The sequence below is a fragment of the Streptomyces sp. CB02056 genome, assembly GCF_001905545.1.
Classification (GTDB): domain Bacteria; phylum Actinomycetota; class Actinomycetes; order Streptomycetales; family Streptomycetaceae; genus Kitasatospora.
The window spans coordinates 103,807-122,673 of record NZ_LIPD01000005.1; the positions used below are offsets into that span (position 1 = coordinate 103,807).

The following is an 18,867-nucleotide window of genomic DNA, read 5'->3' on the forward strand; positions in this document are numbered from 1 at the left end:
GTAGCGGCGTCAGGCCTTGCGGATCCGGTCGCCGATCTCCGGCCGCGCCTCGAACCCGGCCGCCCGGTACGTGGCGACGCCACCGAGGTTGGAGCTCGGTGTGCACACGCGAACGCTCGACGAGCCCAGCTCCCGCAGCGCGGCCGCCCCGGCGAGGGTGATCGCCCGGCCGTAGCCGCGACCGCGGTGGTCCTCGTGGACGCCCATCGGCTCGACCAGCCCCGGCCTCCCCGGGCCGGCCGACCAGACCGTCACCACCGCCGCCGGGCTGCCCCGGTCGTCGTAGGCGCCCAGGCAGCGGGCGTCGGCGAAGAACGGCCCCGCCGACATCGCGTGCCAGTACGCGCGCGTCGGCCGCGAGGTGCCGAACGCCGACCGCAGAACGTCGGCGAAGTCCTGCGCCTGCTCCGGGCCGATCGCCCTGATCCGTACGCCCGGGTCCTCCACCGCCTGCGCGAGGTCGCGGAACAGCGGCGTCCACGGCTCGTCGACGCCCCAGCCCTCCTCGGTCAGCAGGTCGTGGAGCAGCAGGCCCGGCGGCGCCTCGACGGACACCGCGCCTTCCGGCAGCGCGCCGCGCTCAGGCAGCGAGACGTCCTCGACGAGCCGCCGCGCCAGGTCCTCGTCCCGGAAGGCGTCGGGAGCGACCGTCATCCGCAGCACCGTCGGCGAGTCCAGCATCCCGACGGCGAGGATCCGCCCGCCCCGGCTCCAGGTCCGCACCACCGCGGCCGTCTCAGCCGTGCCGAACCGACAGTTCCAGCCGATGTCCCCCGCGTGCAGCTGCATCGGCGCTCCGTCGTCCTGCCACTCCCGCAGCGCGCCCATGGCCTCGCGCACCCCGCCCGCGGTCGGCGTTCCCAGCACAATCGTCATAGCCGGAATCTGACACCCCGTCCGGGATTTCCGCAACCCGTTTACCGGCCGGCCGGTAATTCTCCTGGTGCTTGTGAGCACTTGCGGGAGGTCGCATACTGACAATAAGGAAGTGGACACCATGAAGCTGCTAGCGGAAATCGACAGAATGGTCGCCACCGGAAAGGTGGTGACCTCAGCGAACGACGAAGCCGTCGCGGACATCGTCCTCGCCACGATCACGAGTGGCACCACGGCCTCGTTCTACCTGACCCGCGCCCAGGCCGCGCTCGTCAAGGAGCGGTTCTGGACTCCGGAGCGGACCCGCCGCACAGGACTCCGCCCGATATCCCCCGAGGAAACCGAAAGGATCAGGGTGGAGCTGGGCGTCAGGGTGAAGAATTTCAGGTGCACCCCGATCACGTGCGGCTGCGGCCATGTCTACGACGCATTCGACTTCATTCAGCAGGGGATCCGCGAACACGGCCTCGACGTCGTCAATTCCGTATTCTCCCTGAAGGACTCGACTTTCCTCCAGGTCAATCCGTCCTTCGTCCCGATCTGCCCCGTGGACGACCGGAGGCTGAGCCGCACCCACAGCTCCGACGGCGGGATCGAGTACGACTGCGACGAGTACGGCGGGTGCTGCTACCAGGAGTGACGCTCCGTACCCGGGGCCCCGGGCCGAAGAGACGATGTTCAAATGTCTGATGTTTGTATATGGTCCTCCCATGACACGCATCAGCGCGCCGCGGCGCACGGCCAGCCTGTCCGCCCAGCTCGTGGAGAGCCTCCGCTCGCACATCGAGACGGGGGGCTGGCCGGTCGGGACGCGGATCCCGCCGGAGCAGGCCCTCGTCGAGGAGCTCGGGGTCGGGCGCAGCACGCTGCGGGAGGCGATCGGTGCGCTGGTGCACCTCGGCCTGCTGGAGCCCAGAGCCGGTGACGGCACCTATGTGCGCTCCGCCAGCGAGCTCCAGTCGGTGATGGTGCGGCGGGCGGGCTCCGCGAAGCGGGACGACGTGCTGGAGCTGCGGACCGTTCTGGAGGAGTACGCCTCGGGCGCCGCGGCCCTGCGCCGCAGCGAGGGGCAGGTGCGGCAGCTGCGGGAGCTGCTGGCCGACGCCGAGGCGGCCGCCGCCGGCGAGGACGCGTCCGCGGCCACGGACGTCGACGCGCTCTTCCACCGGTCCGTCGTCCGGGCGAGCGGGAACGAGCTGCTGATCGAGGTGTACGACTACCTCGGCACGGCGCTCACCTCGCACCTGGGGGGCCCGACCTGGAACGCCGCCCACGCCGAGGAGCACGGGGGCCTGCACCGGCGGCTCGTCGACGCGATCGAGACCCGGGACGAGGGCGGCGCCCGCGAGGCCGCCGCCGCGATCGTCCGGCTCACCCGCGACCACGAGATCGCCGACTCGCGTGCGGCCGAGGAGCGTTGAGCCCGCAGCCCTCCCGACTGATCCGATCACCCCGTACGAACGGCACCACCGTCCACCTGAACAGGATTTTCTCGGCTGCATAGGAGATCATTCGTGTCCCTCTCGCACCTCCCCGCCGACGAACTCGACGCGCGTACCGACCGACGAAGCGCCCACCTGTACGCGACCGACCCTCAGTTCCGTGACACCGCGCCCCTGGACGCCGTCACCGAGACGATCCGCCGCCCCGACCTGCCGCTCGCCGAACTGGTGGCCACCGTGCTGGAGGCCTACGCCGACCGTCCCGCCCTGGGCGAGCGCGCCACCGAGCCGGTCACCGACCCGGAGACGGGCCGCACCACGCTGCGCCTCCTGCCGCGGTTCGACACGCTCACCTACGGCGAACTCCGGGAGCGGGTGGGCGCGGTGGCCTCCGAGTGGCGCCACCACCCCGAACATCCGCTGGGCCCCGGCGACTTCGTCGCCCTCCTCGGGCCCACGAGCGCCGAGTACGCCGTGGCGGACCTGGCCTGTGTCCGCTCCGGTGCGGTGTCCGTCCCGCTCCAGTCGGGGGCTGCGGCGGCGCACCTGGCCCCCGTCGTCGAGCAGACCGCACCGCGCCTGCTCGTGGTGGACGTCGACCAGCTGGACGTCGCGCTCGAACTCGCGGCGAACGCCGCCTCGTTGGGCAGGATCGTGGTCATCGGCCACCGGCCCGAGGCCACCGCCCACCAGGAGGCACTGGAGTCCGCGCGCACCCGGCTCGCGGCGCTGGGCCGCGGGGTGGCCCTGGACACGCTGGCGTCGACCGTCGAGCGGGGAAGGGCGCTGCCGCCGCTCCCCCGGGTCCCTGACGGGTCGGCGCCCGACACGCTGAGCTCGCTGATCTACACCTCGGGAAGCACCGGCACCCCCAAGGGGGCCGTGTACACCGAGCGTCTGGTCCGGAGCTTCTGGCTCGACTACGTGCCCGGCCGGCCGGTGCGGCCCGCCATCGTGCTCAACTTCCTGCCGTTGAGCCACGTGATGGGCAGGGGCGCGCTGTTCGGGACGCTCGCCAAGGGGGGCCTCGCCTGTTTCGCGGCGTCCAGTGACCTGTCGACGCTCCTCGAGGACCTCTCCCTGGTCCGTCCCACCGAGCTGCTCATGGTGCCCCGCATCTCCGACCTGCTCCTCCAGCACTACCGGGCGGAGCTGTCCCGCCGGGCCGGGACCGGCGGCGACGCGGCCGAGCAGGTGAGCGCCGGGCAGGTGATGGCGGAGCTGCGGGAGGAGGTCATGGGCGGCCGCCTCCTGTCGGCCGTCAGCGCCTCGGCCCCGCCGAGTGCCGAGACGACGGCCTTCGTCCAGGACTGCTTCCAGGTCAGGCTGATCGACGGCTACGGGTCGACGGAGGGCGGGGTCGTCTTCCTCGACGGCCGGGTGCAGCGCCCGCCGGTGACCGACCACAAGCTGGTCGACGTGCCCGAGCTGGGATACTTCGGCACCGACACGCCGTACCCCAGGGGCGAACTGCTGATCAGGTCCGAGCGGCTCGTCCCCGGGTACTTCCGGCGCCCGGACGCCACCTCCGAGGTCTTCGACGAGGACGGCTTCTACCACACGGGCGACATCATGGCCCGGCTCGGCCCCGACGAACTGCGGTACGTCGACCGCCGCTCCAACGTCATCAAGCTGTCCCAGGGCGAGTTCGTCGCCGTCTCCCGCCTGGAGGCGCTCTTCACCGGCAGCCCGGCCGTCCGGCAGGTCTTCCTGTACGGCAGCGGCGCCCGCGCCTACCTGCTCGCGGTCGTCGTGCCGACCCGGGACGCCCTCGACCGCGTCGACGGGGACGCCCGGCGCCTCAGGGCGGTCCTGCGGGAGTCCCTGCGGGAGACCGCCGCCGGGGCGGGGCTGAACTCCTACGAGATCCCCCGGGACCTGCTCGTCGAGACCGAGCCGTTCACCCAGGAGAACGGGCTGCTCTCCGGGGTGCGCAAGCCGTTGCGGCCGGCCCTGACGAAGCGGTACGGCGAGCGTCTCGAAGCGCTGTACACCGAGCTGTCCGACCGCGAGGCCGAGGAGCTCCGGACGCTGCGTCAGGCCGGCACCGACCAGCCGCTGCCGGCGACCGTGCTCCGGGCCGCGCAGGCGCTCCTGGGGCTGGACGAGGGTGTCGTGGAGCCCGACACGCGCTTCCTCGAACTCGGCGGCGACAGCCTCACGGCGCTGTCCTTCTCCCAGCTGATGAAGGAGATCTTCCACGTCGACGTCCCGGTCGACGTGATCGTCAACCCGGTCAACTCGCTGCGGCAGGTGGCCGATCACGTCGAGCGGGCGCTCGCGGCGGACCACCGCCGTCCCACCGCCGACAGCGTCCACGGCCCGGACGCGACGCGGCTCGACGCGGCCCAGCTGCGGCTGGAGGCGTTCCTCGACCCGCGGACCGTCGAGCAGGCCGAAGGGCGGAGGCCGGCCGGTCCGCTGCCCGAGGCCCGGACCGTCCTGCTGACCGGCGCCAACGGCTACCTGGGCCGCTTCCTGTGCCTCGAATGGCTGGAGCGCGTGGCGGAGCGCGGCGGCACGCTGGTGTGCGTGGTCCGCGGCTCCTGCGCCGAGGAGGCCCGGGCCCGGCTCGACGCGGCCTTCGACAGCGGCGACCCGGACCTCGTGGCGCGCTACCGCGCGGCCGCCGCCCGGCACCTCCGGGTGGTTGCCGGCGACATCGGGGAGCCGCGTCTCGGACTCGACGAGGAGACCTGGCAGCGGCTGGCCGACACCGTGGACCTGATCGTCCACCCGGCGGCACAGGTCAACCACGTCCTGCCCTACGGCCAGCTCTTCGGCCCCAACGTGCTGGGAACGGCCGAACTGATCAGGCTCGCGGTCACCTCCCGGACCAAGCGGTTCACCTACCTGTCGACGGTCGCCGTCGTCTTCGGGAACGCGGCGGCCGCCGACGAGTGGGCGGACATCCGCACCGCCGGCGGGGTACGCGACCTCGACGGTGACTACGCCGACGGCTACGCGGCCAGCAAGTGGGCCGGCGAGGTGCTGCTGCGCGAGGCGCACGAGAGGTTCGGCCTGCCGGTCGCCGTCTTCCGCTCGAACATGATCCTCGCGCACCCGCGCTACCGCGGTCAGCTCAACGTCCCGGACGTCTTCACCCGCCTCGTGCTGAGCCTGCTGGCGACGGGCGTCGCACCCGGCAGCTTCTACGCCCGGGGTACCGGCGACGGCCGCCCGCACTACGACGCGCTCCCGGTGGACTTCACCGCGCGGGCCGTCACCGCGCTCGGCGACGACGCACGGGAGGGCTACCGGACGTACAACGTGGTCAACCCGCACGACGACGGCATCTCGCTCGACACCGTGGTCGACTGGCTGGCGGCGGCCGGGCACCCCCTGACCCGCGTCCAGGACCACGCCGAGTGGATCGAGCGCTTCGAGACCGCCCTGCACGGCCTGCCCGACCGCCGGCGGCAGCACTCGCTGCTCCCGCTGCTGCACGCCTTCGCCGAGCCGGCCCAGCCGGTCGCCGGATCCGCCCTGCCGGCGGACCGGTTCCGGGCGGCGGTCCGGGCCGCGGCCCTCGGCGACGGGAACGACATCCCCCGGCTGTCACCGGACCTGATCACCAAGTACGTGGCCGACCTCCGGGCGCACCGCCTGATCTGACAGCGCCTCCGTGACCGCCGCGGGGCCGGCACCGGCCCCGCGGCGGTCACGGCTCAGCTCCCGGCGCCGGCGCGGTGGCCGTGGCGGAAGAGCGGGGCGCGGGTGTCGAAGGGGACGTCCTCGCGGGCCGCGGCGACGGCGGCGTCCGAGGCGGGCAGGTCGAACGGCAGGGTCGCGGTCATCGGGGCGCGGCCGAGCGCGGCGTCCAGGACGACCTCGTCGGCGGCGCCGAACTCCCCGATCAGCAGGGCCGCGTGCGGGGCGAGCGGGGTGAGCACGGCGGGCCGCTCCAGCTGGGCCGCGAAGACCGTGGGGACGACGGCGGCCAGCGCGGCGAGCCGGTCGGCCTCGGCCGGCTCGAACTCCAGCGAGCCGCTGTGGAAGTGCCGCTCCAGCAGGCCCTCGCGCCGCTCGTACGGGGTGGCGAGGCGGATGACGGCCAGGTCGGCCCGCGCCGGGTCCTCGACGACGGTGCCGTACCGGGCGGCGACGGCCGGGTCGACGCCCTCCACGTACAGCCGGGTGGCGGTGCGCGGCTCGCCGGCCAGGTGGACCACGGAGCGGCGCTGGACCTCCAGGCCGAGCGCCCGGCCCTCCGGGGCGCCGACCAGTTCGGCGGCGGCGTCCGGGTCGACGTACGGGTCGTCGAAGAGGCCGAGGCGGAACTTGTCGCGCAGGATGCGGCGGACGGACTCGTCCAGCCGGGCCTCGGTGACCGCGCCGGAGCGGAGGGCCGCCAGGATCAGCTCCGGGTCCGTCTCGCCGCCGAGCTGGTCGGCGCCCGCGTCCAGGGTCAGCGCGACCTGCTCGGCGACGGACAGCTCCTCGACGCCCCAGTGCCGCGGGGGCAGGGTGACCACGCCGGGGACGTCCATGCCGGTGATGGCGTTGAAGTCGGTGCAGACCACGCCGTCGAAGCCGTAACGACCGCGCAGCAGGCCGGTGATGACGTCCCGGTTGAAGTTGGCGCCGACCTCGGCGAGGCCGCTGCCGGACGGGATCGCGTAGGCGGGCATGATCTGCGCGGTGCCCGCGGCGAAGGCCGCCTCGAAGGGCCGCAGGTGGGTCTCGAACTCGCCGCCGGGGTAGACCAGTCGGCGTCCGGCGGCGAAGTGCGAGTCCTCGCCGCCGGCCTGCGGGCCGCCGCCGGGGAAGTGCTTGGTCATGCAGGCGACGCTGTCCGGGCCGATCGGCCCGCCCTGGAGGCCCTCGATGTAGGCGGTGATCATCCGCGAGGCGCGCTCCGGGTCCTCCCCGAAGGTTCCGCTGATCCGGGCCCAGCGGGGCTCGGTGGCGAGGTCGGCCATCGGGTGGATGGCGACCCGGATGCCGACGGCGCACAGCTCGCGGCGGATCAGGTCGGCGTAGCGGCGCACCAGGTCGGGGTCGTCGGTGGCGGCGAGGCCGATCGGCTCGGGGCCGGTGCTGAAGCCGCCGCCGGTGTGGGCGGTGGCCGGGTTGGCGGTGAAGCCGTGCCGGGGGTCGGAGGAGAGGGTGACGGGGATGCCCAGCCGGGCGGCCGCGGCGAGGTCCTGGACGTGGTTGTTCCAGGCGGCCATCGCGCGCGGGTCGGGGACGGCCATCATGGCGAAGTGGGTGAGGCCGCGTTCGGTGATCAGGCCGGCGCCGGAGGGGAACGGGCCCTGGTCGCCGGGAAGCATCCGGCCGTGCAGCATCTGCGCGGCCTTCTCCTCCGGGGTCATCCGGGCCAGCAGGTCCTCGACCCGCTCCTCGACGGGCAGCCGCGGGTCCTCGTAGGGCTCCATGGTGCCGTTGTGGTTGAGGTCGCGGAAGGGCGTGCCGTCGGTGTGGTGCAGGACGGTCAGCATGCCGTCACCTCGGCGGTGTTCGACGCGGCGGCCTTGGCGCGGAAGGCCTCGATCGTCTCGGCGGTGACCCCGCAGGCGGCCAGGAAGCCGGCGGCGCCGCCGTGCCCGGCCCGGACCAGGTCGAGGAAGGCGCTCATCGCCCCGGCGGGGGCCTCCAGCAGCGGGGCGGGGACGACCATCCGGCCGGCCTCGACCTCGTTGAGGGCGGCACGGTTGCGGTCGGCGAGCCCGGCCCAGATCTGCTGGATCGCCTCGTTGGTGCGGGCGTAGTCGGCGACGATCTCCTCGGCTGGCACCCCGAGCAGCTCCAGCAGCAGCGCGGTGAGCAGCCCGGTGCGGTCCTTGCCGGCGGCGCAGTGCACCAGCACCCCGCCGGGGCGGACGGTGGCCTCCACGGCGGCGGCGAGGGCCCGCGGCGCGGACTCGGCCATCAGCAGGTAGAAGGCGCCGAGGTCCTCGGCGGTGGTCATGGTCCGCATGGCCCGCGCGAGTTCGTCGTTGGTCGGCTCGATCCGGGCGGCGACGACGGCGATGCCGGCGGCCTCGGCGGCGGCCCAGTCCTCGGGGCCGGTCTCGGCCTCGCCCCGGAGGTCGACGACGGTGGTGATGCCGTGCTCGCCCAGCTGGGCGACGACGGCCGCGTCGGCGGCGGGGAAGGGCTGGGCGGAGCGGAACAGGGCGCCGGGGCGGATCCAGCGGCTCGCGGGGTCGGCGAGCGCTGCGGGGTCGCGGAAGTTGACCAGGGACATGCGGAGGCCTTTCGGGTCGTGCGGGAGGGTGTGCAAAAGGGGAAGAGGGCGTGCGGTGCCGTCCGGGCGGCCGGCGGCGCGCCCGGGAGTGACGGGGTACGGGGTCGGGTCAGCCCGCGGTGGCGAGCACGTCCCGGTAGGCCCTGACCCAGTCGGTCAGGGTGCCGCTCTCCGAACCGATCAGGACGTGGCGCCGCACCATGCCGCCGAACATCGCGCCGAGCGCGGTCGGACGCAGGTCGGTGGCCGGGTCGACGTCGAGCCGCTCGGCGGCGATGGTGACGGTGCGTTCGGTGAAGGCGTCGATGACGACCAGGGCGTAGTTGCGCACGGAGTGCACGTCGAGCAGGCCCCGGCGCAGCCGGCGGCGGCGCTCGGTGTGCTCGACGGGCTCCTCCAGCCGTCCGCCGGTGACGGTCAGCGCGTGGTCGAGCGCGGCCCAGAGCGGGAGTTCGGCGGGGGCGGCGGCGAAGGCGTCGAGGACGACCTGGCCGAAGTCCCAGCCGAACAGCAGCGCCTCCTTGGCCGGGTAGTAGCGGAAGAAGGTGCGGTGGGCGACGTCGGCGCGGCGGCAGATCCGGTCCACGGTGGTGCGCTCGTAGCCCTGCTCCTCGAAGAGGTCGAGCGCCGCGCTGCGGATGCTGTCGCGGGTGCGCGCCTTCTTCCGGTCGCGCATGCCCTGCTCCGCCGCGGTGTCCGTCCCCTGCATCGTTCTTCCGCTCCCGTTCGGTGAGTTGAGTGTCGGTCGTGTCGGTGGGTGGGGCCGCCGAGGGGGCGGCCATGAGTACGGAACCACGTCCGGCCGGGCCCGCTCAAGGCGAGCGCCGACTCTTCCGGGTTTCGTCATCCGGAATTTGCACAACTGCCTTTTGGCAGTCCTGCCACTTCCGGAATGGTGTGTCGCGTCGGCGGCCGCACTCCCCCTGGCCGCCCCCACTCCCCCGAACCGAGGAACCATGAAGCGGCACTACCTCCTGGCATCGGCGGCCCTCGCCGCCGCCCTCACCCTCACCGCCTGCTCCGCCTCCGACGACGCGCTGTCCGGCACCGGCGGCGCCGCCGGGAACACCGGCGCGGCGGCCGACGGGCCGGCCGTGGACGGCGGCACGCTCAAGATCGGCCTGGACCGGCCGTTCGCCAAGCTCGACCCGGCCGACGGAACCCTGATCCAGATGCCGATGATGGTCCTCGCCAACGCCCTGTACGACCCGCTGATGGTCAACGGCGACAACGGCACCGTCCAGCCGTACCTCGCCAAGTCCTTCACGCCCAACACCGACGCCACGATCTGGACCCTCGACCTGCGCGAGGGCGTGACCTTCAGCGACGGCAAGCCGCTGGACGCCCAGGCCGTCGCCGACCACGTCGCCCGGCTCGCCAAGCCGGAGAGCAAGTGCGCCTGCGCCCTCGACGCGGCCGCCATCGCCACCACCGCCGTCACCGGCCCCACCACCGTCGCCTTCACCCTCAAGGCCCCCGACGCCGCCTTCCCCAACCTGTTCACCCGCTCCCTCGGGTACGTCTCCGAGGCGCCGGCCGGCGACTCCCCCGCCGTCGGCTCCGGCCCGTACACCGTGGAGAGCGTGCAGCCCGGAGTCTCCGTCACCCTCGCCCGCAACCCCGCCTACTGGGGCACCAAGGGCCACGCCGACAAGCTCGTCTACCGGGTGCTGTCCGACGCCGACAGCCGCTACCAGTCGCTGCGCTCCGGCGACACCGACCTGATCTGGACCGAGACGCCCGGCCAGCTCAAGCAGGCCGCCGCCGACGGGCTGCGCACCGCCACCGGGCCCGGCTCCACCAGCACCGTCGTCTTCAACACCAAGGCCGCGCCCTTCGACGACGTCCGGGTCCGCCGGGCCGTGCAGTACGCGATCGACCGCGAGGCCCTGGAGAAGGTCGTCTTCCTCGGCCAGGGCGCCGTCTCCGACGGCCCGATCGGCTCCCGCTCCCCGTACCGCACCGCCGGCGCGTACCCGGCCCACGACACGGCCAAGGCCCGCGCCCTGCTCGCCGAGGCCGGCCACCCCGACCTCGCCTTCGACTACCTCGTCGACAGCCGCCCCGAGGCCCAGCAGCGCGCCACCGTGCTCCAGCAGATGCTCGGCGAGGCCGGGATCAGGATGACCATCAAGCCGATGGACAACGCGAGCCTGGGCACCGCGATGCTCCAGCGCAAGTTCCAGGTGCTGGACTTCATCACCAGCATGTTCGGCGACACCGACACCGCGCTCGGCAGCCTCTACCTGCCGAACTCGCCGTACAACTTCATGGGTTGGACCGACCCGGAGGCCGCCAAGGCGATCGCCGAGGGCCGTGCCTCGACCGACCCCGCCAAGCGCTCGGCCGCCTACGGCCAGGCCGCCCGGCGGGTCGTCGACGAGGCGCCGATGGCCTTCCTCACCGAGAACACCGTCGGCTTCCTCTCCACCGCCAAGGTCGGCGGCCTGCCCGACCTCTCCAAGCGCACCGTCCTCAACGTCTCCCCCGCCACCCTGTGGGTGAAGCGATGACCCCCGGCACCCGGACCGCCCTGCGGTACGGCGGACGGGTCGGCCGCGCCGCGGCCGTCCTGCTGCTGGTCACCGTCGCCGCCCTCGCCCTGCCCCACCTGATGCCCGGCTCGCCCGCCGTCGCCGCCCTCGGCCCCACCGCCACCCCCGAGCAGATCTCCGCCTACGAGGCCGGGCTCGGCCTGGACCGCAACCTGTTCGCCGCCACCTGGCAGTGGATCGGCGACGCCCTGCACGGCGACCTCGGCCACTCGCTGTCCACCGGAGCCGCCGTCACCACCGAACTCGCCGACCGCATCCCCGTCACCCTCGAACTCTTCCTCGCCGCCCAGCTGGTGGCGCTCTGCCTGGCCGTGCCCGTCGCCCTGCTCTCCGCCTGGCGGCCCGGCGGCACCTTCGACAGGATCGCCACCGCCGGCACCTTCGGCTGGCTCGCCGTCCCCGGCTTCGCCCTCGGCCTGCTGCTGATCTGGATCGCCGCCGTCCAGCTGCGCGTCCTGCCCGCCACCGGCTGGACCCCGTTCACCGAGGACCCGGCCGAGAACCTCCGCCACCTGGTGCTGCCCGCACTCACCCTCGGCCTCACCGAGGCCGCCGTGTTCACCCGCACCCTGCGCGGACAACTGCTCGACACCCTCGACCAGCCGTACATCGCCGCCGCCCGCAGCCGCGGCATGGGCACCACCCGGCTGCTGCTGCGCCGCGCCCTGCGGCCGTCCAGCCTGCCGCTGGTGACGCTGATCGGGATCGGCATCGGGACCTCGCTCGGCGGGTCGGTGCTGGTCGAGTCGCTGTTCGCGGTGCCCGGCGTCGGCAGCCTGGCCTCCGCCGCCATCGCCGGCCGGGACTTCCCGGTCGTCCAGGCCGTCGTGGTGGTCAGCGCCCTCGGCGTGGTCGCGGCCACCTTCGCGGTCGACCTGCTGTACCGCACGATCGACCCGAGGATCGCCCATGAGCACCGTTGAGCCCTTGAGCACCGCCGAGACCGTCGCTGTGACCGCCGGTCAGGCCCGCACCGCCCGGCGCCGGCCCCCGGCCGGTGTGCTCGCCGCCGCGGCCTGGCTGGCCCTGGTCGCCCTCGCCGCCCTGCTGCTTCCCCTGCTGCCCGGCTTCGACCCGCTGCACGGCGACTTCGCCCACCCCTCCGCCGCCCCCGGCCCCGGCCACTGGCTGGGCACCGACGCCGCCGGACGGGACGTCCTGCAACGCACCGTCGCCGGCGCCCGCGCCTCGTTCACCGTCGCCGCCCTGACCATCCTGGTCGGCCTGCTCGGCGGCGGCGCGCTCGGCCTCGCCGCCGGCTGGTTCCGCGGCCCGGTCGACAAGGCGATCGGCTTCGCGACCGACCTGCTGATGTCCGTGCCCAGCCTGATCCTGGTGATGATCACGGTCTCGCTGCGCGGCCCGAGCCTCACCGTGATCGGCACCCTGATCGGGCTGTTCACCGTCCCGCACTTCACCCGGGTGGTGCGCGCCGTCGTGCTCTCGCTCGGCGAGCGCGGCTTCGTCCAGGCCGCCCGCATGATCGGCACCGCCCCGCTGCGGATCCTGCGCCGCGAGATCGTCCCGCACGTCGTGCCGGTCGCCCTCACCTTCGCCTTCACCGCCACCACTGTCGCCATCGTCGCCGAGGGCTCGCTCAGCTTCCTCGGCTTCGGGCTGCGCCCGCCGGAGCCCTCCTGGGGCGGCATCATCGCCGAGGGCCGCACCGCGCTCGGCAGCGCGCCGTGGATCTCGCTGGCGCCCGCGGCGGTGCTCTGCCTGACCGTCCTCGCCCTCAACTACCTCGGGGAGCAGCTGCGTTCGGGCGCTCCCGCCGCCGCGAAGCCCACCGCCACGAAGCCCACTACCCCGAAGCCCACCGCCCCGAAGCGCCCCACCACGAAGGGAGTGCGCGGATGACCTCCGCCCCCGTCCTCGACGTCCGCTCGCTGGACACCGTCCTGCACACCCCCGACGGCCGCGCCCTGCACGTCCTGCACGGCGTCGGCCTGAGCATCGCGGCCGGCGAGTGCCTCGGCGTGGTCGGCGAGTCCGGCTCCGGCAAGTCCGTGCTCGCCCGCACCGTCCTCGGCGTCGAGTCCCGCACCACCCGGGCCGTCGCCACCGGCGAGATCCGGCTGAACGGCGAGGACCTGCTCGCCGCCACCCCCGCCCGCCGCGCCGAACTGCTCGGCACCGGCATCGCCATGGTCCACCAGGACCCGATGACCTCGCTCAACCCGGTGGTCCGGATCGCCGACCAGGTCACCGAGTCGATCACCAACCGGCGCCGCCTCTCCCGGCGCGAACGGCTGCGCACCGCCGCCGAACTGCTCGCCGCCGTCGACGTCCCCGACCCCGCCCGGCGGGCCCGCGCCCACCCGCACGAGCTCTCCGGCGGCCTTCGCCAGCGCGTCGGCATCGCCGCCGCCCTGGCCGGCGAACCCGCGCTGCTGCTCGCCGACGAACCCACCACCGCCCTCGACGTCACCGTCCAGCGCACCGTCCTCGACCTGCTCGACCAGCACCGGGTCGAACGGGGCCTGGCCACCCTGCTGATCACCCACGACATCGGCCTGCTGTACGGGCGGGCCCGGCGCATCGCCGTCATGTACGGCGGCCGGATCGTCGAGACCGGCCCCACCGAGGCCGTCACCCGCACCCCTCGGCACCCCTACACCGCGGCCCTGCTGCGCTCCGTCCCCCGGGTCACCGGGCCGCTGCGCCGCACCCTGCCCGCCATCCCCGGCTCGCCGCCCGACCTCACCCGGCCCACCCCCGGCTGCCCCTTCGCCCCGCGCTGCGAACGGGCGACGGAGCTCTGCACCACGACCGCGCCGCCCACCCACGCCTCGGCGGACGGCCACACCGCCGACTGCCACTTCCCGCTCACCGAAGCCGACGTACCCTCGCCCGACGAACTGGAGCCCGCGGCATGACCACCTCCCCCGAAGCCGTGGGCCCCGACGCCGCCACACCGGGACAGCCCGTCCTGGAGGCCACCGGCCTGAGCGTCGTCCACCGCACCCGCTCCGGCCCGCTGCACGCCGTCAGCGGCGTCGACCTGGCCCTGTACCCGCGCCGCACCCTCGCCCTGGTCGGCGAGTCCGGCTCCGGCAAGAGCAGCATCGCCAAGGCCCTGCTGCGGCTGCCCCCGCCCACCACCGGCACCGTCACCCTCGACGGCACCGACCTCGCCGCGCTCTCCCCGCGCGCCCTGCGGGCCGTCCGGCCCCGCCTCCAGATGGTCTTCCAGGACCCGCTCTCCTCCCTCAACCCGCGCCGCCGGGTCCGCGACCTCGTCGCCGAGCCCCTCGACGCCCACCCCGATCCGGCCCGCGACCGCGACCGCGAGGAGACCGTCACCCGGCAGCTGGAGGCCGTCGGCCTGCCGCCCGCCCTGTTCGGCGACCGCCGGCCCCACCAGCTCTCCGGCGGACAGGCCCAACGGGTCGCCATCGCCCGGGCGTTGGCCGCCGGGCCGCGCGTCCTGATCGCCGACGAGGCGGTCTCCGCGCTCGACGTCTCGGCCCAGGCCACCGTGCTCAACCTGCTGCGCGGGCTCACCGAGGAGCGCGGACTGGCCGGCCTGTTCATCTCCCACGACCTCGGCGTGGTCCGGGCCGTGAGCGACGAGGTGGCCGTGCTCCAGCTCGGCCGCGTCTGCGAGCGCGGCCCCACCGAGGCCGTCCTCGCCGCCCCGGCCCACCCCTACACCGCCGCCCTGCTCGCCGCCGTCCCCGAACCCGGCCGCCCGCTGCGCGACACCGGCCTGCTCCCCGCCGACCCGCCCTCCCCGCCCAGCGGCTGCCGCTTCCGCACCCGCTGCCCCCTGGCCGACTCCCGCTGCGCCACCGAGGAGCCCCGCCACCGGGAAGTGGCACCCGGCCGCACGGTGGCCTGCCACCGCCCGCTGGTCGGCGCCGCCCGGGCCTGACCTCCGTGGTCAGTACAGCTAGCGCAGGACGGACTCCAGGAAGTCGCTGCCGATCCGGGCCACGACCGACAGGTCGAGCTGGTGGAGGACGTAGCGGCCCCGGCGGCGGGTGGTGAGCAGCCCGGCCTTGCGCAGGACGGCGAGGTGGCGGGAGACCTCCGGTGCGGTGATGTCCTGTGAGTCGGCCAGCTCGCTCGTCGAGTACGCCCCGCGCGCGAGGTGGCGGCACAGGTTCATCCGCATCGGGTGGGTCAGCGCCTCCAGGCGCAGCTTCACCGTCTCCACCGACTCGGCGCCGCCGACCTCGTGGGCGGCGGCCGGGTACTGGATCACGGGCTGCCAGCCCGGCGCGTACAGGGCGAAGAAGTGCGGCCAGCCGAAGACGGTCGGCAGCAGGGTGACGCCCGTGCTGCCGGCCTCGGTGCGGCCGTGCACCAGTTTGTCGACGACGATGCGGGTGCCGTGCCCGTCCTCCTCCAGGCTCAGTACGGAGGAGGTCGCCGCGAGCGCCTCCGCCAGGCCCTTGCGGCGCAGCAGGTCGGTCTTGTGCCGGGCGTCGGCGGCGAGCTGGACCTGGACGCGGCGCCAGGCGTCGGCGAAGAACGCCCGGTCGCAGTCCTCCAGGAGGCGCCGGATCCAGGCGCGGGTGCCGGTGGGGTCGGCGAGCGTCCGTTCGACGAAGGCCGCCTGGCGCGGGCCGCGCGCGGCGGCGAGGTCGAGCGCGCGGCGCCGCGACCGGCCGTCGGTCAGCGGCGAGGGCATGCCCTGCGAGTAGCGGCTGCTGTTGCAGGAGATCTCCAGGGCCGAGCCGACGAAGGTCTCGTCGTCCAGCTGGTCGAGGTCGTCCAGTTCCTCGGCGAGCGTCTCCCGGGGCCGGGGCGGCATCAGGAAGTCGGAGCGGGTCGAGCGCCACATGAAGTCGGCCTCGACGAGCCGGTCGGCGAGCTCCGGTTCGAGAGTGGCGGAGGTCGCCGTCGTCCAGGCGTGCAGGCGTGGGTGGTGAGCGGGCTCGGCCAGCGCGTGCAGGGCGTTGCCGAGTTCGGCCAGCGGCGAGGGGCAGAAGATGATCCGCTCGTGCGGCAGTCCGGTGATGTCAATGGTCACGCTCACCCCACCATGGTGCCGGATCGGGCGGCGGCGCCGTCCCGTCGTTTGACCAGTACCGTCAATCGGCGGGACGGGAGGGGCGCGCCGGGCGCAGGGTGAGGGCATGAACGCACTGCAGCAGCACCTCCTCGACAGCCACCGGGCCACCCAGCGCGGCGAACCAGCCCCGCCCCTGCCCGGCACCCACGACCTCGCCGTCCTGCGGGCGGTCGTCGGCCGCATCCGCGCGGCCCTCGGACTCCGGCGGGCCTAGCGAGGCGTACGCGCGGTTCTACGAGCACCTCGGCTTGCCGATGCCTTGGACACGGGTCCGAGGTCGAATCCGCCCGTCATCACAGGATGGCGGGCGGATTCGTGTCGCTCCTGCGCTTTTCGTACGCAGGCGCGCGGTGTCACCGCCCGACGAAGCCGAGGGGCACCGAATTGCTGGTGTTCGAAGAATTGACCTTGTCCTTCGTCTTGGCGTCCGAGAGGGCGATCGTCCCCTCACTCGTATTCAGACCGTCGGGGCATACCGAGTCTGCCGCCCTGCCGACGTCCACCCCATTCGCGGGCACGGTCAGGCTGTGCTTGCTGTCTTCGTCCGTGAACACTGCCCAGCGCACCAGGCCGAGGTCACTGCCCTCCAGATGAACCGGTCCGCCCGCCTCGACCTGGGTCGGGTAAACGGTGGTAATGTGCATGCCCATCCTGTCTCGCCTCCTCTTCTCTCACGTGTGCCGTCGGTCGGAATTAGCCCCGGTGGAGCAAGACCTGAATCCAATCTAAAAGCCCAACGACGGTCGGGCAACCCCGTTCGGTCGGGAAACACGGTTTCACGGAGATGCATCAACAACATCACCACCAAGATGATTCGCTGACGAATCATTGATAAAATGACCCTGCCGGGACGTGGGCACAGCACTCCCCCTTGCGCACGGCCCGGGAGAAACCCGCTCCGGCGGGACACGCGATGCCGCTACGGATTCTCGAAGACGATGTCCAGACTGTTGCTCGTGTTGCCCGGCGCGATCTCGTTCTGCGTATCGGCGGTGGAGAGCCAGACCTTTCCGCGCCCGTTGGCCAGCCCCGGCGGGCGCCTCGACGTCGCCAGGTAGCCGACATCGCCGCCCTTGGCATCCGTGATGACCGTCCTGCCGTCTTCGTCCGCGAATACCGCCCAGCGCACCAGGCCGAGATTGCTGCCCTCGAAAGTGACCGGCCCCCATTCCTCCACATCAGGGGGGTCGACCCTGTCGATGCGGGGAACGAGGCGCTTGACGTGAACGGTCACGTCTCCGGACCCGTAGGTCTCCGGTGGGCAGTCCGGCGGGCTCGTGATGGCCAGCCGAACCTTGGGATCGCCGGAGGAGAGCCCGCTGCCGACGCGGACGGCGACATCGAGGTCGATCCGGTCCCCGCTGTCGTAGACGTCGAGGTGGGCGCCCGCGCACCTCAGGGTGGAATTCCCCGGCGACCGCTCGCCCCGGAAGGTCCCCGGCCGGCCTCCGTTCCGGCTGAACCCCACGACGTCCTCCTCGAATGTCAGCCCCGGATCGGCGGTGAGGACGAGGTCCGCTCCCGCGACCCCCTCCCGCGCGTCGACCACCCGGAACGCGGCGGTGACCACGGAACCCGGGTCGGCCGGGACGTCCTCGGCCGTCACGTCCAGCCGGCCGCCGCTGCCTCCGGTCTCCACACCGCTCACCAGCCCAGCACGGTCGCCCAGACCTCCCCGGCCGACGGGTAGTTACTGTCCTGGGGATCGAATGCCCATTCACACGTCACCAGGACCCCACCCTTCTGGGCGTCCTCCAGGCTGGCCTCCACCTTCACATGGATCTTTCCGATGTTCAGGTTCGGATCATCGGTGTAGTGCCCGGAGTAGCCGGACACGAAGGCGACCACCCTGTTGACGCACTGCTCGAACGAGAACTGCTGCGTCAGGGTCCTGACGGATGCGTCGCTGGACCGCGGAAACTCGAAATGGCACTGCTCGACCTGGATGATCGGCGCCACACTCACTCCGGCCACTGTCTTCCCTTCCCGTTTCCCGCTACATCCCACCCGTCTCGGCGATGACCAGGATCCGCGCCGAGGCCTGGAAGTTGTAGTCGGGGCCGGCGTCCCGCGGACGCAGCAGGAATGTCACCTGGACCGCGGCGGTATTACCGGTCAGCTTCCCCACGGAGCAATCGACGTGCTCCTTGCCGTAGGGGGCTTCACCGGGATTGTAGGGCCCCCTCAGGAATTCAAGGGAGAACGCCTGGATAGCGGCTTCGGCATTCTTCACGGGGTGACTGAAGGTGGCAGTACCATGCCATATCAATGGCTCCGTGCTGCGGCCGTGCTCATATGGGACGGCATCGACGACCGTGAATTCTATTCCCATGATCTGATCTCCGGACTCGCCCTGCGGATCCTGACCGCCGGCCGGTCAGTCCGTCACGGCCGGCTTGCCCCCGTTCGAGGTGTCCGTCGCCTCCTTCGCCCTCGTCCCGCTTTCGGCGCCGCCGGGGCCCGGAGCGAGGGTCCGGCCCGGCCGGCCAACGGTTCGCACACTTCCCAGCGCACACCATCCCGTCCACGATCGCAACCCGGTGCGGCACGACTACCCGGAGCGACCGGCCCGCGGGCTCACGCCCCGAGGAACTCCGGACCGAAGTGCCGTGTCCGGTCCGATCGTGGGCCGACAGGTGACCGCCCACCACCCCGGGCGGGCTGCCCGGGTCAAGGCACCGGGCCTTTGCGGTGGTGTTCGGCGGCCGGGGTTACCCGCACGGCGGAGTGCGGGCATGCGTGCGGAGCGGCCGTGACCGAGTCGGCCGTGAAGCCCCC

The 18,867-nt window shown here is 73.2% G+C and carries 18 protein-coding genes; 9 read left to right on the forward strand and 9 right to left on the reverse strand.

What is annotated here, in order from left to right:
- Positions 1 to 9 precede the first annotated feature (9 nt).
- The gene (locus AMK13_RS15730) at positions 10 to 876 is read right to left on the reverse strand and encodes a GNAT family N-acetyltransferase (RefSeq protein ID WP_074002729.1); all 867 of its coding nucleotides are present in this window, start codon (positions 874 to 876) and stop codon (positions 10 to 12) included.
- Between the two features lie 112 nt (positions 877 to 988).
- Here AMK13_RS15730 and AMK13_RS15735 point away from each other — a divergent pair, with 112 nt between their 5' ends.
- From AMK13_RS15735 to car, 3 genes are all read left to right on the forward strand, one after another.
- Positions 989 to 1,516, forward strand: coding sequence for a hypothetical protein (locus AMK13_RS15735; RefSeq protein WP_074002730.1), 528 nt, complete (start codon positions 989 to 991; stop codon positions 1,514 to 1,516).
- A gap of 70 nt (positions 1,517 to 1,586) precedes the next feature.
- Positions 1,587 to 2,297 carry a FadR/GntR family transcriptional regulator gene (locus AMK13_RS15740; RefSeq protein ID WP_074002731.1) on the forward strand — a complete coding sequence of 237 codons (711 nt, stop codon included), beginning with the start codon at positions 1,587 to 1,589 and terminating at the stop codon, positions 2,295 to 2,297.
- 93 nt (positions 2,298 to 2,390) lie between these two features.
- Positions 2,391 to 5,933 carry a carboxylic acid reductase gene (car, locus tag AMK13_RS15745; protein ID WP_241852898.1) on the forward strand — a complete coding sequence of 1,181 codons (3,543 nt, stop codon included), beginning with the start codon at positions 2,391 to 2,393 and terminating at the stop codon, positions 5,931 to 5,933.
- Positions 5,934 to 5,986: 53 nt separating this feature from the next.
- Here the strand turns inward: car and AMK13_RS15750 are convergent, their stop codons facing one another.
- The 3 genes from AMK13_RS15750 to AMK13_RS15760 all read right to left on the reverse strand — a co-directional run bounded on the left by AMK13_RS15750 (position 5,987) and on the right by AMK13_RS15760 (position 9,220).
- Positions 5,987 to 7,762, reverse strand: coding sequence for a glycoside hydrolase family 3 protein (locus tag AMK13_RS15750; protein ID WP_074002732.1), 1,776 nt, complete (start codon positions 7,760 to 7,762; stop codon positions 5,987 to 5,989).
- A complete protein-coding gene (locus AMK13_RS15755; RefSeq protein ID WP_074002733.1) occupies positions 7,756 to 8,511 on the reverse strand; it encodes a tyrosine-protein phosphatase in 756 nt (251 codons plus the stop codon). The genes AMK13_RS15750 and AMK13_RS15755 overlap by 7 nt, the downstream gene beginning before the upstream one ends.
- A 109-nt stretch (positions 8,512 to 8,620) precedes the next feature.
- Positions 8,621 to 9,220: a TetR family transcriptional regulator gene (locus AMK13_RS15760; protein ID WP_074002734.1), complete on the reverse strand. Its 600-nt coding sequence runs from the start codon at positions 9,218 to 9,220 to the stop codon at positions 8,621 to 8,623.
- A gap of 247 nt (positions 9,221 to 9,467) precedes the next feature.
- On the opposite strand from AMK13_RS15760, the gene AMK13_RS15765 reads away from it, so the two are divergent.
- From AMK13_RS15765 to AMK13_RS15785, 5 genes are read left to right on the forward strand one after another with little or no spacing between them, the layout of a single operon-like run.
- Positions 9,468 to 11,024: an ABC transporter substrate-binding protein gene (locus AMK13_RS15765; RefSeq protein WP_074002735.1), complete on the forward strand. Its 1,557-nt coding sequence runs from the start codon at positions 9,468 to 9,470 to the stop codon at positions 11,022 to 11,024.
- Positions 11,021 to 11,989 (forward strand): ABC transporter permease, encoded by a 969-nt coding sequence (locus AMK13_RS15770; protein ID WP_074002736.1) that lies wholly within the window; start codon positions 11,021 to 11,023, stop codon positions 11,987 to 11,989. Before AMK13_RS15765 ends, AMK13_RS15770 begins: the two co-directional genes overlap by 4 nt.
- Positions 11,976 to 12,926: an ABC transporter permease gene (locus tag AMK13_RS15775; RefSeq protein ID WP_107418751.1), complete on the forward strand. Its 951-nt coding sequence runs from the start codon at positions 11,976 to 11,978 to the stop codon at positions 12,924 to 12,926. Before AMK13_RS15770 ends, AMK13_RS15775 begins: the two co-directional genes overlap by 14 nt.
- The gene (locus AMK13_RS15780) at positions 12,923 to 13,945 is read left to right on the forward strand and encodes an ABC transporter ATP-binding protein (protein WP_074002738.1); all 1,023 of its coding nucleotides are present in this window, start codon (positions 12,923 to 12,925) and stop codon (positions 13,943 to 13,945) included. Before AMK13_RS15775 ends, AMK13_RS15780 begins: the two co-directional genes overlap by 4 nt.
- Positions 13,942 to 14,943, forward strand: a complete 1,002-nt coding sequence (locus AMK13_RS15785; RefSeq protein WP_074002739.1) for an ABC transporter ATP-binding protein — start codon at positions 13,942 to 13,944, stop codon at positions 14,941 to 14,943. Before AMK13_RS15780 ends, AMK13_RS15785 begins: the two co-directional genes overlap by 4 nt.
- 18 nt (positions 14,944 to 14,961) lie before the next feature.
- On the opposite strand, the gene AMK13_RS15790 is transcribed toward AMK13_RS15785, so the two are convergent.
- The gene (locus AMK13_RS15790) at positions 14,962 to 16,047 is read right to left on the reverse strand and encodes a DUF5937 family protein (RefSeq protein ID WP_049649569.1); all 1,086 of its coding nucleotides are present in this window, start codon (positions 16,045 to 16,047) and stop codon (positions 14,962 to 14,964) included.
- Positions 16,048 to 16,153: 106 nt separating this feature from the next.
- Here AMK13_RS15790 and AMK13_RS44070 point away from each other — a divergent pair, with 106 nt between their 5' ends.
- The gene (locus AMK13_RS44070) at positions 16,154 to 16,303 is read left to right on the forward strand and encodes a hypothetical protein (RefSeq protein WP_198959359.1); all 150 of its coding nucleotides are present in this window, start codon (positions 16,154 to 16,156) and stop codon (positions 16,301 to 16,303) included.
- 139 nt (positions 16,304 to 16,442) lie between these two features.
- Here the strand turns inward: AMK13_RS44070 and AMK13_RS15795 are convergent, their stop codons facing one another.
- The 4 genes from AMK13_RS15795 to AMK13_RS15810 all read right to left on the reverse strand — a co-directional run bounded on the left by AMK13_RS15795 (position 16,443) and on the right by AMK13_RS15810 (position 18,322).
- On the reverse strand, positions 16,443 to 16,739 hold the full coding sequence (locus AMK13_RS15795) for a hypothetical protein (protein ID WP_074002741.1): 297 nt from the start codon (positions 16,737 to 16,739) through the stop codon (positions 16,443 to 16,445).
- A 269-nt stretch (positions 16,740 to 17,008) separates the two neighbouring features.
- Positions 17,009 to 17,737 (reverse strand): hypothetical protein, encoded by a 729-nt coding sequence (locus AMK13_RS15800; RefSeq protein ID WP_143204546.1) that lies wholly within the window; start codon positions 17,735 to 17,737, stop codon positions 17,009 to 17,011.
- Positions 17,734 to 18,048: a hypothetical protein gene (locus tag AMK13_RS15805; RefSeq protein WP_074002743.1), complete on the reverse strand. Its 315-nt coding sequence runs from the start codon at positions 18,046 to 18,048 to the stop codon at positions 17,734 to 17,736. Before AMK13_RS15805 ends, AMK13_RS15800 begins: the two co-directional genes overlap by 4 nt.
- Positions 18,049 to 18,085: 37 nt before the next feature.
- The gene (locus AMK13_RS15810; RefSeq protein ID WP_143204547.1) at positions 18,086 to 18,322 is read right to left on the reverse strand and encodes a hypothetical protein; all 237 of its coding nucleotides are present in this window, start codon (positions 18,320 to 18,322) and stop codon (positions 18,086 to 18,088) included.
- Between the last annotated feature and the right edge of the window lie 545 nt (positions 18,323 to 18,867).

What these genes read in the sequence shown, in the direction of transcription:
- AMK13_RS15730 (WP_074002729.1), bottom strand. Translation starts at nt 876, where the DNA reads ATGACGATTGTGCTGGGAACGCCGACCGCGGGCGGGGTGCGCGAGGCC.
- AMK13_RS15740 (WP_074002731.1), top strand. Translation starts at nt 1,587, where the DNA reads ATGACACGCATCAGCGCGCCGCGGCGCACGGCCAGCCTGTCCGCCCAG.
- AMK13_RS15750 (WP_074002732.1), bottom strand. Translation starts at nt 7,762, where the DNA reads ATGCTGACCGTCCTGCACCACACCGACGGCACGCCCTTCCGCGACCTC.
- AMK13_RS15755 (WP_074002733.1), bottom strand. Translation starts at nt 8,511, where the DNA reads ATGTCCCTGGTCAACTTCCGCGACCCCGCAGCGCTCGCCGACCCCGCG.
- AMK13_RS15760 (WP_074002734.1), bottom strand. Translation starts at nt 9,220, where the DNA reads ATGCAGGGGACGGACACCGCGGCGGAGCAGGGCATGCGCGACCGGAAG.
- AMK13_RS15765 (WP_074002735.1), top strand. Translation starts at nt 9,468, where the DNA reads ATGAAGCGGCACTACCTCCTGGCATCGGCGGCCCTCGCCGCCGCCCTC.
- AMK13_RS15770 (WP_074002736.1), top strand. Translation starts at nt 11,021, where the DNA reads ATGACCCCCGGCACCCGGACCGCCCTGCGGTACGGCGGACGGGTCGGC.
- AMK13_RS15775 (WP_107418751.1), top strand. Translation starts at nt 11,976, where the DNA reads ATGAGCACCGTTGAGCCCTTGAGCACCGCCGAGACCGTCGCTGTGACC.
- AMK13_RS15780 (WP_074002738.1), top strand. Translation starts at nt 12,923, where the DNA reads ATGACCTCCGCCCCCGTCCTCGACGTCCGCTCGCTGGACACCGTCCTG.
- AMK13_RS15785 (WP_074002739.1), top strand. Translation starts at nt 13,942, where the DNA reads ATGACCACCTCCCCCGAAGCCGTGGGCCCCGACGCCGCCACACCGGGA.
- AMK13_RS44070 (WP_198959359.1), top strand. Translation starts at nt 16,154, where the DNA reads ATGAACGCACTGCAGCAGCACCTCCTCGACAGCCACCGGGCCACCCAG.
- AMK13_RS15795 (WP_074002741.1), bottom strand. Translation starts at nt 16,739, where the DNA reads ATGGGCATGCACATTACCACCGTTTACCCGACCCAGGTCGAGGCGGGC.